10 protein-coding genes are annotated in these 13,951 nt (G+C 58.2%); all 10 read left to right on the top strand.

The features are described 5' to 3' along the window. Positions 1-194: 194 nt before the first annotated feature. The 10 genes from BN32_RS13745 to BN32_RS13695 all read left to right on the top strand — a co-directional run bounded on the left by BN32_RS13745 (position 195) and on the right by BN32_RS13695 (position 13,242). Complete coding sequence (locus BN32_RS13745) at positions 195-2,939, top strand: nitrate/nitrite transporter (RefSeq protein ID WP_019198803.1); 2,745 nt, start codon at positions 195-197, stop codon at positions 2,937-2,939. Between the two features lie 11 nt (positions 2,940-2,950). Further along, the gene (locus tag BN32_RS13740) at positions 2,951-6,697 is read left to right on the top strand and encodes a nitrate reductase subunit alpha (protein ID WP_019198802.1); all 3,747 of its coding nucleotides are present in this window, start codon (positions 2,951-2,953) and stop codon (positions 6,695-6,697) included. Then, positions 6,694-8,214 carry a nitrate reductase subunit beta gene (narH, locus tag BN32_RS13735; protein WP_040425707.1) on the top strand — a complete coding sequence of 507 codons (1,521 nt, stop codon included), beginning with the start codon at positions 6,694-6,696 and terminating at the stop codon, positions 8,212-8,214. The genes BN32_RS13740 and narH overlap by 4 nt, the downstream gene beginning before the upstream one ends. After that, on the top strand, positions 8,214-8,921 hold the full coding sequence (gene narJ, locus BN32_RS13730) for a nitrate reductase molybdenum cofactor assembly chaperone (protein ID WP_019198800.1): 708 nt from the start codon (positions 8,214-8,216) through the stop codon (positions 8,919-8,921). Before narH ends, narJ begins: the two co-directional genes overlap by 1 nt. 10 nt (positions 8,922-8,931) lie before the next feature. Continuing rightward, the gene (narI, locus tag BN32_RS13725) at positions 8,932-9,657 is read left to right on the top strand and encodes a respiratory nitrate reductase subunit gamma (RefSeq protein ID WP_019198799.1); all 726 of its coding nucleotides are present in this window, start codon (positions 8,932-8,934) and stop codon (positions 9,655-9,657) included. Positions 9,658-9,661: 4 nt separating this feature from the next. Then, a complete protein-coding gene (locus BN32_RS13720) occupies positions 9,662-10,486 on the top strand; it encodes a peptidylprolyl isomerase (RefSeq protein ID WP_019198798.1) in 825 nt (274 codons plus the stop codon). A 13-nt stretch (positions 10,487-10,499) separates the two neighbouring features. Beyond that, positions 10,500-10,856 (top strand): hypothetical protein, encoded by a 357-nt coding sequence (locus BN32_RS13715; RefSeq protein WP_019198797.1) that lies wholly within the window; start codon positions 10,500-10,502, stop codon positions 10,854-10,856. Continuing rightward, entirely contained in the window at positions 10,853-11,425 is a 573-nt protein-coding gene (gene mog, locus BN32_RS13710; RefSeq protein WP_019198796.1) for a molybdopterin adenylyltransferase, read from the top strand. Before BN32_RS13715 ends, mog begins: the two co-directional genes overlap by 4 nt. 1 nt (position 11,426) lies before the next feature. Then, positions 11,427-11,945 (top strand): DUF2478 domain-containing protein, encoded by a 519-nt coding sequence (locus BN32_RS13705; RefSeq protein ID WP_040426484.1) that lies wholly within the window; start codon positions 11,427-11,429, stop codon positions 11,943-11,945. A 158-nt stretch (positions 11,946-12,103) separates the two neighbouring features. After that, positions 12,104-13,242 (top strand): IS3 family transposase gene (locus tag BN32_RS13695; protein ID WP_156946953.1). Its coding sequence is split into 2 segments (ribosomal slippage): positions 12,104-12,368 and positions 12,368-13,242, totalling 1,140 coding nucleotides; the frame shifts between segments, so codons are not numbered across the junction. The last annotated feature ends 709 nt before the right edge of the window (positions 13,243-13,951 follow it).

Here is a 13,951-nt window from a genome sequence, read left to right as displayed (position 1 = left end):
TTCAGGATCGCTGATGGATTGTGATGTTTATCAATTATGAATGCAACAAACATCATTTTGCAATGCACAAAACATCAAGCAGCAATGCCTATTTTCATATAAGTCACCGCTGACCGGCCCCAGCTTGATCCAGCGCAAATCAATTCCGGCCTCAAGAGGCGATCTCCACCCCATACGGGTTTTGGAGATGCACTATGAGCGGGTCAAGTCCAGTCGGTACGGCTCCAGGTCGGGCGCTTTGGCTTTCGACCATTGCTTTCACGATCTGCTTTGCGGTTTGGACGATCTTCTCGATCATCGGCATCCGCATCAAGCAGGATCTGGGCCTTAACGAAACCCAATTCGGACTTCTGGTTGGCACGCCCATCTTGAGCGGATCGCTAATTCGGCTGGTCCTCGGTGTGTGGACCGACCAGTACGGCGGCAGGCGCATCTACACCGTTGTGATGCTGGCGGCTGCGATTGCCACCTATCTGCTGACATGGGCGCATACCTATCCGCAGTTTCTGATCGCCGCGCTCTTCGTCGGCATAGCCGGTGGCTCGTTTGCGGTCGGCGTCGCCTACGTCTCGCGCTTCTACCCAGCAGGTAAGCAGGGTACGGCACTTGGCATCTTCGGCGCGGGCAATGTCGGCGCTGCAGTCACAAAATTCGTGGCGCCTTTCGTGCTGGTTGCTTATGGGTGGCAGACCGTTGCGCAGGTGTGGGCACTGGCGATTGGCGCGATGGCCATTATCTTCTGGCTGTTCTCGGAAGAAGATCCGGTTGTGCTCGCGCGCCGGAAAAATCATGAGAAACCGAAGAGCGCGTGGCTGGAACTCGAATCTCTCAAAAATATTCAGGTTTGGCGCTTTGCGCTTTACTACTTCTTCGTTTTCGGCGCGTTCGTTGCTCTTTCGCTGTGGTTGCCGCAGTATCTGATCAACGTTTACGGCGTGAACATCAAAACCGCGGGCATGGTCGCGGCCATGTTCTCGTTTCCCGCCAGCGTGTTCCGCGCATATGGCGGACACCTGTCGGATCGGTATGGCGCGCGCCGGGTGATGTACTGGACACTCCTCGTCGGCGTGCTCTGTACGTTCATCCTGTCCTATCCGCCGGCCGATTACATCGTGCGGACCGTGTCCGGGCCGGTGAGTTTTCATATGGAAATGGGCCTCGTGCCCTTCACCGTCACTGTGTTCGTGCTTGGCTTCTTCATGGCGCTCGGCAAGGCGGCCGTCTTCAAGCACATCCCGGTCTATTATCCCAAGCATGTCGGTGCGGTTGGCGGCCTCGTCGGGATGATCGGCGGCCTCGGCGGCTTTGTGCTTCCGATTGTGTTCGGTGCGCTTAACGACCTCACCGGGTTGTGGACGAGCTGTTTCATGCTGCTGTTCGTCCTGGTGGCAGCCTCGCTTGCCTGGATGCATCTTGCCATCCGGCAGATGGAGCACGGTGTTTCAGGCGAGGCACTGAAAAAGTTGCCCGAATTCCCCGAAATGGAAGAAATCCACAAGCCGGAACATGTCGGCGCTCTGTCCGGCGTGGTGTTGACCGACTGGCGTCCTGAGGACAAGACCTTCTGGGATACGACGGGGCGCGCCATCGCGCGGCGCAACTTATGGATATCGATCCCTTCGCTGCTGCTGTCGTTCGCGATCTGGCAAGTATGGTCGGTGGTCGTGGCGAAGCTGCCAGCGGTCGGCTTCAAGTTCACCACGGCGGAGCTGTTCTGGCTGGCTGCGTTGCCGGGTATTTCCGGTGCGGTGCTGCGCATCTTCTATTCGTTCATGGTGCCGATCTTCGGCGGACGGCTGTGGACCACGCTGGCGACTTGGTCGTTGATGATCCCGGCTGTCGGCATCGGCTATGCCGTGCAGAACCCGTCGACTCCTTATGCTCTGTTCCTCGTGCTGGCGCTGCTGTGCGGGCTGGGCGGAGGAAACTTCGCTTCGTCGATGGCGAACATCTCGTTCTTCTTCCCGCGTTCCGAAAAGGGGAATGCGCTCGCGCTCAACGCCGGGCTCGGCAATCTCGGGGTCAGCACCGTGCAGTTCGTGGTGCCGCTCGTGATCACCGCGGGTGTGTTCGGCTGGTTCGGCGGCGATCCGGCGACGGTGACAGGCGGCACGCAGCAGGCGCCGCTCTGGTTGCAGAACGCCGGCTTCATCTGGGTGCCGTTCATCGCGGCGAGTGCCTTCGCCGCATGGTTCGGAATGAACGACATTGCTTCGGCGAAGGCCTCGTTCGCGGATCAGGTCGTGATATTCAAGCGCAAGCATAACTGGATTATGTGCTGGCTCTATACCGGCACCTTCGGCTCGTTCATCGGTTACGCGGCGGGCTTCCCGCTGCTGGCGAAGACGCAGTTTCCGGCGGTCGATGCAATGCCGTTCGTGTTCCTGGGACCGCTGGTGGGTGCCTTGTCCCGGTCGGCCACCGGCTGGATCTCCGACAAATGGGGCGGAGGCCGCGTCACCCTGTGGGTGTTCGTGGCGATGATGATGGGCGTCGTCGGGATTCTCTATTTTCTCGGTATCAAGGATCAGCCGGGCGCGTTCTGGGGGTTCTTCGCCATGTTCCTGTTCCTGTTCTTTGCGACGGGCGTCGGCAACGCATCGACCTTCCAGATGATCCCGAACATCATGCGCAAGGAGATTGACCGCTTGATGCCAGGAGCTGACGTCACGACGCGCATGCGTCAGGCGGAAAAAGAGTCGGCCGCGATTACGGGCTTCACATCGGCTATCGCTGCATTCGGCGCATTCTTCATTCCGAAATCCTACGGAACGTCGATCGATCTCACTGGCGGCGTACAGGCGGCGCTATGGGGTTTCTTCATCTTCTATGTAACGTGCGTCCTGATCACCTGGGCTGTCTACACCCGCAGAGGCGGCCTGCTTCATGACATTGAACGGCGTGACGTATCCGCGTCCGCCACCCAACCAGCTCAGTAAGGAGAAAAACGATGAGCCATTTTCTTGACCGGCTTACGTTCTTTACGCGAGCCAAAGCCGAGTTCGCCGGCGGCCACGGCATCATGACCTCCGAAGACAGATCGTGGGAGGATGGCTATCGCAAGCGCTGGCAGCACGACAAAATCGTTCGCTCCACGCACGGCGTCAATTGTACGGGCTCTTGCTCGTGGAAGGTCTACGTCAAAGGCGGAATAGTCACCTGGGAAACCCAGCAGACCGATTATCCGCGGACGCGACCTGATCTGCCAAATCATGAACCGCGCGGATGCGCGCGCGGTGCAAGTTACAGTTGGTATCTCTATTCCGGTAACCGTGTGAAATATCCGCTGGTACGTTCACGGCTGCTGAAGTTGTGGCGCGAAGCGCGGGTAATGATGACGCCGGTCGCGGCATGGAAGTCGATCGTCGAGAATCCAGAGAAGCGCGGCTCCTATGTCAAGAAGCGTGGTCTCGGTGGCTTCGTGCGCGCAAGCTGGGATGAGGTCAACGAGATCGTTGCGGCCGCGAATGCCTACACCGTGAAGAGTTACGGGCCGGATCGCATTTTCGGCTTTTCGCCAATTCCTGCGATGTCGATGGTGAGCTATGCCGCCGGCGCGCGGTATCTGTCGCTGCTCGGCGGCGTGTGCATGTCGTTCTACGACTGGTATTGCGACCTGCCGCCGGCATCACCGCAGACTTGGGGCGAACAGACCGACGTGCCGGAAAGCGCCGATTGGTACAATTCGGGCTTTCTCATCCTGTGGGGCTCCAACGTTCCGCAGACGCGTACGCCGGATGCTCATTTTTATACCGAGGTTCGCTACAAGGGCGCCAAGAGCGTCGTGATCTGTCCGGACTATTCGGAAGCGTCGAAATTCGCCGATCTATGGGTTTCGCCGAAGCAGGGCACCGATGCCGCCCTCGCCATGGCGATGGGTCATGTCATCCTGCGCGAATTCCACATCGATCGGCAGGCCAAGTACTTCAACGACTATGCGCGGCAGTACACTGACATGCCGATGCTGGTGCGTCTGGTGAAGCAGGGTGAGTACTATGTGCCGGAGCGCTTTATACGCGCGTCCGACTTCGACACTACATTGGGTGAAACCAATAACCCCGAATGGAAGACCGTCGCCTATGACGAGAATTCCGGTGAGATCGTCGCTCCGAACGGAACGATCGGATTCCGCTGGGGCGAGAAGGGCAACTGGAATCTCGAGGAGAGAACGGCGGATGGGCGGGAGACGAAACTCCGGCTGTCGCTGATGGACATCCAGGATGACGTTGCTTCAGTCGGCTTTCCGTATTTCGGCAACCGCGAGCACGATCATTTTCTTGGTACCGATCATCCTGACGTGCTGATGCGTAACGTGCCGGTGAAGACGCTCCAGCTGGCGGACGGCGAAGCACTCGTCGCATCGGTGTTCGATCTGTTCGTCGCCAACTACGGTGTCGATCGGGGTCTGGGCGGTGCGCATATCGCCGCAAACTACAACGATGTGGAACCCTATACGCCGGCCTGGGCGGAAAAGATCAGCGGTGTGCCGCGCGATCAGATCATCACGGTGGCGCGAGAATTTGCGTTGAATGCCGAGAAGACGGGCGGGCGCTCGATGGTGATCGTCGGCGCCGGGTTGAACCACTGGTACCACATGGATATGAACTACCGTGGCATCATTAACATGCTGGTGATGTGCGGATGCGTGGGCCAATCTGGCGGCGGCTGGTCGCATTATGTCGGGCAGGAGAAGCTGCGCCCGCAAAGCGGGTGGCTGCCGCTCGCCTTCGGCCTCGACTGGAGCCGTCCGCCGCGCCAGATGAATTCGACCTCGGCGTTCTACGCTCACACCGATCAGTGGCGCTATGAGACGCTTGACGTGAAGGAAGTTCTGTCGCCGACGGCGCCAGCAGGTCCGTGGGATGGCGCGCTGATCGATTATAATGTGCGCGCCGAGCGCATGGGCTGGCTGCCATCCGCGCCGCAGCTTCAGGCCAATCCGATCGAAGTGTCAAAGCAGGCCGCGGCATCTGGCCTGGAAGCCAAGGATTATGTCGCGAAGGCTCTCAAATCAGGCGAGTTGAAGCTGGCGTGCGACGATCCGGACAATCCAAAGAACTGGCCGCGCAACATGTTTGTCTGGCGCTCCAACCTTCTGGGAGCGTCCGGCAAGGGTCACGAATATTTCCTGAAGCATCTGCTTGGCACCAGCCACGGCGTGATGGGCAAGGATCTCGGCGAGGACGGCAGAAAGAAGCCGAGCGAAGTCGTCTGGCATGAAGAAGCGCCGGAAGGCAAACTTGATCTTCTGGTCACGCTCGACTTTCGCATGTCCACGACCTGTATGTATTCGGATATCGTGTTGCCGACGGCGACCTGGTACGAAAAGAACGATCTCAATACATCCGATATGCATCCGTTCATTCATCCGCTGACGGCGGCGATCGATCCGGTGTGGGAATCGCGCAGCGACTGGGAAATCTACAAGGGCATCGCCAAATCGTTTTCCAAGGTTGCACCAGAGGTGCTTGGTGTAGAAAAGGACATCGTCCTTACGCCGATCATGCACGATACGGCGGGCGAGATCGCACAGCCCTTCGACGTGAAGGACTGGAAGAAAGGTGAAATAGATCCGATCCCCGGCAAGACCATGCCGGCGGTCACTATGGTCGATCGCGACTATCCGAACATCTACAAGCAGTTTACGTCGCTCGGACCGTTGATGGGCAAGCTGGGCAACGGTGGCAAGGGCATGAGCTGGAACACCGAGCATGAGGTTGATCTGCTCAAAGGCTTAAATGGCGTGGTGACCGAGGAGGGGCGGAGTAAAGGTCTCGCGCGCATCGATACAGACATCGATGCCTGCGAAGTCCTCCTGAGCCTCGCGCCTGAAACCAACGGCGAGGTGGCGGTCAAGGCTTGGAATTCGCTTAGTGGCTTCACCGGCCGCGATCATACCCATCTCGCTATCCCGAAGGAGGATGAGAAGATACGCTTTCGCGATGTGGTCGCGCAGCCACGCAAGATCATCTCGTCGCCGATCTGGTCCGGACTAGAGTCGGAAAAGGTCTGCTACAACGCCTGTTATACCAACGTCCACGAATTGATCCCCTGGCGCACGCTCACCGGGCGTCAACAGCTCTATCAGGATCACCTGTGGATGCGGGCATTCGGCGAAGGCTTCTGCGTTTATCGGCCGCCGATTGATACCAAATCGGTGAATCCGGTGATCGACCGCAAGCCGAACGGCAATAAGACGATGGTGCTGAATTTTCTCACGCCGCACCAGAAATGGGGCATTCACTCCACCTACACCGACAACCTGCTGATGCTCACGCTATCGCGCGGCGGGCCGATCGTCTGGATCAGCGAAACCGACGCGAAGGGTGCCGGTATCGTCGATAACGACTGGATCGAGGTCTTTAATACCAACGGGGCACTGGTGGCGCGCGCGGTGGTGTCTCAGCGCGTCAAGCAGGGCATGTGCATGATGTATCATGCCCAGGAGAAGATCGTGAACGTGCCCGGCTCCGAGCAGACCGGTCAGCGAGGCGGCATTCACAACTCCGTGACCCGTATCGTGCTCAAACCAACGCACATGATCGGCGGATACGTCCAGCAGGCGTACGGCTTCAACTACTACGGCACCGTCGGCTCGAACCGCGATGAATTCGTCGCCGTTCGCAAGATGGCAAACATCGACTGGCTCGATACGCCGCTCGACGCAACCACACCCGGCCTGGAGGCTGCAGAATGAAAATTCGTGCCCAAATCGCGATGGTGCTGAATCTCGATAAGTGTATCGGATGTCACACCTGCAGCGTAACATGTAAGAACGTCTGGACCAGCCGCGAAGGCATGGAGTACGCGTGGTTCAACAACGTCGAAACCAAACCCGGCATCGGTTATCCAAAGGATTGGGAAAATCAGGCACGCTGGAAGGGCGGCTGGACGCGCAAGCGTAACGGCTCGATAGCGCCGCGGATCGGCGGCAAGTGGCGCGTGCTGGCGAATATTTTCGCAAATCCCGATTTGCCGGAGATCGATGACTACTACGAGCCGTTCACCTACGACTATGAACATCTGCAGAAGGCCCCGGAGATGGCGGCGATGCCGACCGCTCGCCCGCGCTCACTTATTTCCGGCGAACGCATGGAAAAGATTGAATGGGGTCCGAACTGGGAAGAAATTCTCGGCGGAGAATTCGCAAAGCGTTCGAAAGATGCAAATTTCGACGGCGTGCAGAAGGAGATCTACGGTCAGTTCGAAAACACCTTCATGATGTACCTGCCGCGGCTGTGCGAGCACTGCCTGAATCCGACCTGCGTTGCGGCGTGTCCTTCGGGCGCGATCTATAAGCGCGAGGAAGATGGCATCGTCCTGATCGATCAGGACAAATGCCGCGGTTGGCGCATGTGCGTCTCGGGATGTCCCTACAAGAAGATCTATTACAACTGGTCTTCGGGAAAGTCGGAGAAGTGCATCTTTTGCTATCCGCGGATCGAGGCCGGTCAACCGACCGTGTGTTCCGAAACCTGCGTCGGCCGCATCCGCTATCTCGGCGTGGTGCTCTACGATGCCGATCGGATTGCTGAAGCGGCCAGCACACCTGACGAGCGCGACCTGTATCAGGCTCAACTCGACGTTTTCCTGAATCCCAACGATCCGGCCGTGATCGCGGAGGCAGAACGGCAGGGCATTCCCCATGCATGGCTGGAAGCCGCTAAGATATCGCCGATCTGGAAAATGGCGATGGAATGGAAGGTGGCGTTCCCGCTGCATCCTGAATACCGCACATTGCCAATGGTGTGGTACGTGCCGCCGCTGTCGCCCATCACCTCAGCCGCGTCGGCCGGCAAGATCGGCTCCGACGGTGAAATGCCCGACGTCAAGTCGCTGCGCATTCCAATGAGGTATCTCGCCAACTTGCTGACAGCAGGGGACGAGAAGCCGGTGACGCTCGCGCTCGAACGTATGCTTGCGATGCGCGCCTTCATGCGGGCCAAGACGATCGACGGGGTCGTCGATGAAGCGATTGCACGGCGGGTCGGACTGAAAGCCGAAGAGATCGATGAAATGTACAAGATCATGGCGATCGCAAACTACGAAGACAGGTTTGTCATTCCGACAGCCCATCGCGAAGTGGGCGCCGACGCCTACGATATGCGCGGTTCCTGCGGCTTCACGTTCGGTAACGGATGCTCGGGTGGCGAAACCGAAGTCAATCTGTTCGGCTCGCCGCGCAAGGACAAAACGCCGATGGAGGTCATGTGATGAAGACGTTCAAAATCCTTTCGGCACTTCTCACCTATCCCTCCCAGGATCTGATTATGGCGGCTCCAGAATTCAGAGCGGTTCTGGATTCGGAGAACCTCGTGCCTGCCGTCCAGCGGCGCGCGCTTGATATTCTTATCGAGCAAATCGCGACTGGGGAGCTTTACGACCTTCAGGAGGATTACGGTCTGTTGTTCGACCGGAGCCGTACGCTTGCCCTGCATCTGTTCGAACACGTTCACGGTGAAAGCCGCGACCGGGGCCAGGCCATGGTCGATCTGAAGAAGCTTTATGAGGATGCCAGCTTCTCCATTACCGCCAACGAACTGCCGGACTTTGTGCCGTTGTTTCTCGAATTCCTGTCGACGCAGCCAGTGGCGGCGGCGCGTGATCTGCTCGCTCAGCCGGCACATATTATGGCCGCAATGGCCGAGCGGCTCGGCCGGCGCAAATCCAGCTACAGAGCCATCTTCGACACGCTTGTGGCGATCATTGCCGAAGCGCCGCAACGAGAGATGGTCGATGAACTTTTGAAAGGCCCCGATCCGGATCCAATGGATTTCGCTGCGCTCGATGCAGCGTGGGAAGAAGAGGAGGTCAGGTTTGGCCCGGGCACGCAAGGTCAGAGTGCGTGCGGGCATGAAAGCCTTGCCGCCCGCCTTCGTCATGCCACGCGCGCGGTCAAACCCGCGCCGTCAGCCGTCTAGGGAGGCAACAATGATGCAATCGCTCAACTCTATCGTCTTCGGCTGGTATCCCTACCTTTGCTTCACGGTGTTTCTGCTCGGGAGTCTCTTTCGGTTCGATCGCGAGCAGTATACGTGGCGCACCGGATCGAGCCAGTTGCTGCGACGTCGTCAGCTGATGTGGGGTTCGAACCTTTTCCACGTTGGCATCCTGGTGATCTTCGGCGGCCATTTCGTCGGCCTGCTGACGCCGATCTGGGTGTTCGACATGATGGGCATCTCGCACGGCTTTAAGCAGATACTGGCGATGGTTGCCGGCGGCGTAGCGGGCCTGATGTGCCTTGTCGGCATTTCCCTGCTGACCCATCGCCGATTGTTCGATCCGCGCATCCGCGTCAATTCGTCGTTCGGTGATACCGCGATCCTGCTGATTCTGTTCGTGCAGCTGCTGCTCGGTCTTGCCACTATTCCGCTGTCGGCCGGCCATCTCGATGGTCATGAGATGGTGAAATTCATGAACTGGGCGCAGGCCATCGTCACGCTGCAGCCGGACGCCGCTCACTATGTTCTCGACGTGCACCCGATCTTCAAAGCACATCTGATGCTGGGCATGACGATCTTTCTCGTTTTTCCTTTCACCCGTCTGGTCCACGTCTGGAGCGCTCCGGTTTGGTATCTCGGCCGCCGGGGCTATCAGGTGGTGCGCAGCCGGAGCGGAGGCCGAGCTGCCTCGCCGCCGGTCCAACCCGCGGAGTAAATTCATGGATTGCTCAGTTTCGAATGTCTTGCCGAAGCCGAAGACGATCAGTGTGAACGGGGTGCTTATTCCCCGGGAGGCCATCGCTAGGGAAGTCCAGAACCATCCTGCCGAAAGGCCAATTCTGGCGTGGCAGGCGGCGGCTCGTGCCTTGGTCGTGCGGGAACTGTTATTCCAGGAAACCGCGCGGCTTGGCGTCGAAGCGGAGCCCCTCAGCGATCCCGATGGCCGCACCGAGACAGCGGACGAGGCTGCGATGCGGACGCTGGTCGAGCGTGAAGTCATCACACCCGAACCGGACGAAGCGGCCTGCCGACGGTTTTACGAACAGAACCGCCAGCGGTTTCGATCGGGAGATATTTATGAGGCAGCTCACATTCTTGTCGCCGCCCCGCGTTGCGACGTGGCTGCGCGTGGCGAGGCGCGGGCGACTGCCGATACGATCCTTGCGGCCGTGAAATCGGACCACGCTGCTTTCGCGGATCTTGCCACCAATCATTCTGCTTGCACGACGTCGGCATTGGAAGGTGGATATCTCGGCCAGATCACTCACGGACAAACCGTGCCGGAATTCGAGGCAGCGCTGGAGCGGATGAAGCCAGGCGATATTGCGATCGTCGAAACCCGTTATGGCTTTCATGTTGTGCGTCTTGATCGTCGCGCGGAAGGGCAGATGTTGCCTTTCGAGATCGCACGGGAGCGGATCGCCGACTATCTAGCATTCAGCGTCGAACATCGGGCGCTCGCGCAATACATCTCGATCCTTGCGGGCCGGGCCGAGATTACCGGCATTTCGCTCGCGGCCGCGGACACACCACTAGTCCAGTAGAAAGGAACGCCGCATGCAACTCGGTGAAATTATCCGTGGCTTTGACGACGAGGTCCATGCGGCGGAAGCGCTGATTGCCTGCGGCGACATCGTACTGCTGGCGCGTGTCGATGCCATGACGAGCCGGTTCGGGGAAAGCGTCGGCGAATATGCATCGGGGGCCGTGCGACGTTTTGCAAACCTTGCCGGCAGCGAAGACTGGCTAGGCCTTATGAATGCTCTGGAACGTACCACCGATCCGGGGGCAGGTTGTCTGACGTACATGATCACCTGGTCGCTGCAGCAGGACGAAGCCCCGCCGGCTTCTCACAACGATATGGACCATGCTCATGCGGGATGCACGTGTGGAGGAAGCGGAGGCTGTTCATGAGTCTCGGACGCGATAACCCAACCAATCTTACGGAATCCAAGCCGCTCGCACGGATCGGCATCCTTGTTGTCTCTGATCGCGCGAGCCAGGGTCTCTACGACGACAAGAGCGGGAAGGCTATTAATTCCTTCCTAGGAAAGGTCATTCGGTCGAACTGGATCGTTATCTTCAAGATTATTCCTGACGGTGCGGAAAGCGTTGCCAATGCACTGATCGAATTGTCGGATCGCGAAGGTTGCGATCTTGTTCTGACGACAGGCGGGACCGGACCTGCTCCACGCGATCTCACGCCCGAGGGAACGCGCATGGTCATCGGACGCGAGCTGGTTGGTTTCGGTGAATTGATGCGGCGAGTCAGTTTGGACGACGTTCCAACGGCCATTTTGTCACGTCAAATCGCCGGTACACGCAATCATTCCCTGATCGTCAATCTGCCCGGTCGCCCTGCAGCCATCGACGTCTGCCTGAACGCGATCTTCCCTGCGATCCCGTATTGTCTTGAGCTAATCGGGGCGCGTCCAATCGAGGTCAATTCCGATGTTTGCATTGCATTCCGGCCCGGCGCCTGATTTGACGCGGCAGCACGAACCGAGCCTTGCCGCGATTGTCTACGCGAACGACGAGTATCCGGATGCGATATTCAAGTGGATCGTCAGCGAATGCCGTTCGCGCAATCTGGTTCTCTCAGGAGTTCTGCAACACCCGGTATGCGAGGGATCCGATCGGCGCTGCGATGTGCTGCTCGAAGATCTCGCCAGCGGTTACCGCACTCCGCTTTTTGACGACCGCGGCGCAGGTGCGAGGGGATGCCGTCTTGATGTGGCGGCTCTGATCGATGCCTCCATGAAGGTCGAAAGAAGCCTCGATAATGGTCCTGCCCTGCTTGTGCTTAACAAATTCGGCAAGGTGGAAGCTGATGGCGGGGGGATGTGCGGTCTGATGGCGAAAGCGCTTGAGCGCGGCATCCCGGCCATTATCGGAGTGCCTGCGCGCAACCTAGATGCCTGGAGAAATTTTGCCGGCGAATTTTCGGCCGAGCTTTCGGAAAATGCTGATGAAATACGAAAATGGCTTCGAGAACTCTATTAGAGAGTTCCGTCATGGTTGTGCACATACCAACTCACAGAACCGGCATTTGCTTTTTGCAGATTGCCCTTGTTCCGATATCAAGCGGAGCGAATTTGACCTGACCGGGCTTTTTTGGACCAAGCTTTGTGAGAAACTGAGCTTGGAAAGGAGCTTTGGTCATGCCGAAGAAGAGGTTTAATGCGGAGCAGATCGTGGTGCTGCTGCGCCAGATTGAAGTATTGATGTCGCAGGGCAAGGCAGCGCCGGTGGCCTGTCGGGAAGCCGGAATTTCGCAGCAGAGTTATTATCGCTGGCGGAAGGAATACGGTGGCCTTGAGCTCGATCAGGCGAAGCGGATGAAGGATCTGGAGCGGGAGAATGTCCGCCTCAAGCGTCTCGTCGCCGATGTGTCGCTTGAGAAGCAGGTGCTCAAGGACGTTGCCTCGGGAAACTTATAAGCCCTGAGCGGCGACGGCAGGCGGTGGAGGGCATTCGAGGGAAGTATGGTCTCTCGGAACGCCAAGCCTGCCGGATCGTCGGCCAGCACCGCGGAACACAGCGATACACCACCATCGTTCGATCTGATGAGGATGCGTTGACGAGAGCGATTATCTCTCTTGCGTCCCAATATGGGCGATATGGCTATCGTCGGATCACGTCGCTGCTGGTCGATGCCGGCTGGCAGGTCGGGTGTGATCGGGTCCAGCGGATCTGGCGCCGTGAGGGGCTAAAAGTACCCAGCAAACAGCGACCGCGCGGCCGGCTGTGGCTCAACGACGGATCCTGCATCCGTTTGCGGCCGCAGCATCGTAACCATGTCTGGAGCTACGACTTCGTCGAGGCGCAGACCCATGATGGCCGTAAGCTCCGGCTCATGACGCTGATCGACGAGTTTACCAGGGAATGCCTGGCGATCAGGGTTGCACGTCGCATCAACAGCTTCGGCGTCATCGACACCATGGCCGATGTGATGCTTGCTAAAGGCGTCCCTGAGCACATCCGGTCGGACAACGGCGCGGAGATGACGGCCAAGATCGTGCGCAGCTGGTTCGGAAAGCTCGGAGCAAAGACGCTCTACATTGCGCCCGGCAGCCCATGGGAAAACGGCTACTGCGAGTCCTTCAACGGCAAACTGCGCGACGAATGCCTGAACGGTGAAATCTTTTACAGCCTAAAGGAGGCTACCGTCGTCATCGAGCAATGGCGCAAGCACTTCAACACGATCCGACCGCACTCATCTCTGAGCTACCGGCCGCCGGCACCGCAAACATCGGCGCCGACACTGCAGCATCTGGATCGGAGCGCAGCGATGCAGTAGTCTCTATCCAGCTGGTCCAAAATATCCGTCAGGTCAAATTGACTGATTGGTTCCGGTTGTTCGATCCTGTCTCCGGCTGCGCCCTAACTCCTGCCGAAGAGCATCGAATGTCTCGGCATTGGGACAATACTCCTGATAGTTCTTTCGCGCAGTGCCTGCGGCAAGTTCACGTTGGCATTGGCTTGTCACCAAGCATTCGGAACAAACGACATTTATGTCGCGAGCCACGCCGCTATCAAATGATCTGACTTTATTCATATCGAGTTCAAGCGCATACATAAGACGTCGTGATTGATCGTCGGTACGGCCGCCGCGTGCAATAAGTCGCCCCAAGACATCTTCGGGTAGCCCAATATCCCGCGCCAACTCGCCCCGCTGAATCCTATCGAGGGATCTAAGCTCACGCACAGCTATCCAACGGGAAAGCCGCCGCCTCAGAGTCTCAGCGAAATCATAAGCCATTGGCCATCCTCCAGTTTCGTATAACTATGGCATGCAAAGGACTTACGAACTTTGATTTGGCGCAAACTAGAATGTCAGAAAATCGCGGAGAATTTCGCACGCGAGTATCGCACCGTGATGTCATATGGATTGATCTGGATCAATTAAGAGACTGAGAATTCACAGATAATGCGACAATCCAGTCTTGTCTTAGGTATAGTTAGCTGTTGGTTAGGGGAACTGGGGGAGTGCCGGAATGCGGGTCAAG

Source organism: Afipia birgiae 34632, from assembly GCF_000308295.2.
Classification (GTDB): Bacteria; Pseudomonadota; Alphaproteobacteria; order Rhizobiales; family Xanthobacteraceae; genus Afipia; species Afipia birgiae.
The sequence above is the reverse complement of the archived record's forward strand: the minus strand, read 5'-3'. Positions and strand labels throughout refer to the sequence as shown.

Coding starts and splice junctions, on each gene's coding strand:
- BN32_RS13745 (WP_019198803.1), top strand. CDS start 195: ATGAGCGGGTCAAGTCCAGTCGGTACGGCTCCAGGTCGGGCGCTTTGG.
- BN32_RS13740 (WP_019198802.1), top strand. CDS start 2,951: ATGAGCCATTTTCTTGACCGGCTTACGTTCTTTACGCGAGCCAAAGCC.
- narH (WP_040425707.1), top strand. CDS start 6,694: ATGAAAATTCGTGCCCAAATCGCGATGGTGCTGAATCTCGATAAGTGT.
- narJ (WP_019198800.1), top strand. CDS start 8,214: ATGAAGACGTTCAAAATCCTTTCGGCACTTCTCACCTATCCCTCCCAG.
- narI (WP_019198799.1), top strand. CDS start 8,932: ATGATGCAATCGCTCAACTCTATCGTCTTCGGCTGGTATCCCTACCTT.
- BN32_RS13720 (WP_019198798.1), top strand. CDS start 9,662: ATGGATTGCTCAGTTTCGAATGTCTTGCCGAAGCCGAAGACGATCAGT.
- BN32_RS13715 (WP_019198797.1), top strand. CDS start 10,500: ATGCAACTCGGTGAAATTATCCGTGGCTTTGACGACGAGGTCCATGCG.
- mog (WP_019198796.1), top strand. CDS start 10,853: ATGAGTCTCGGACGCGATAACCCAACCAATCTTACGGAATCCAAGCCG.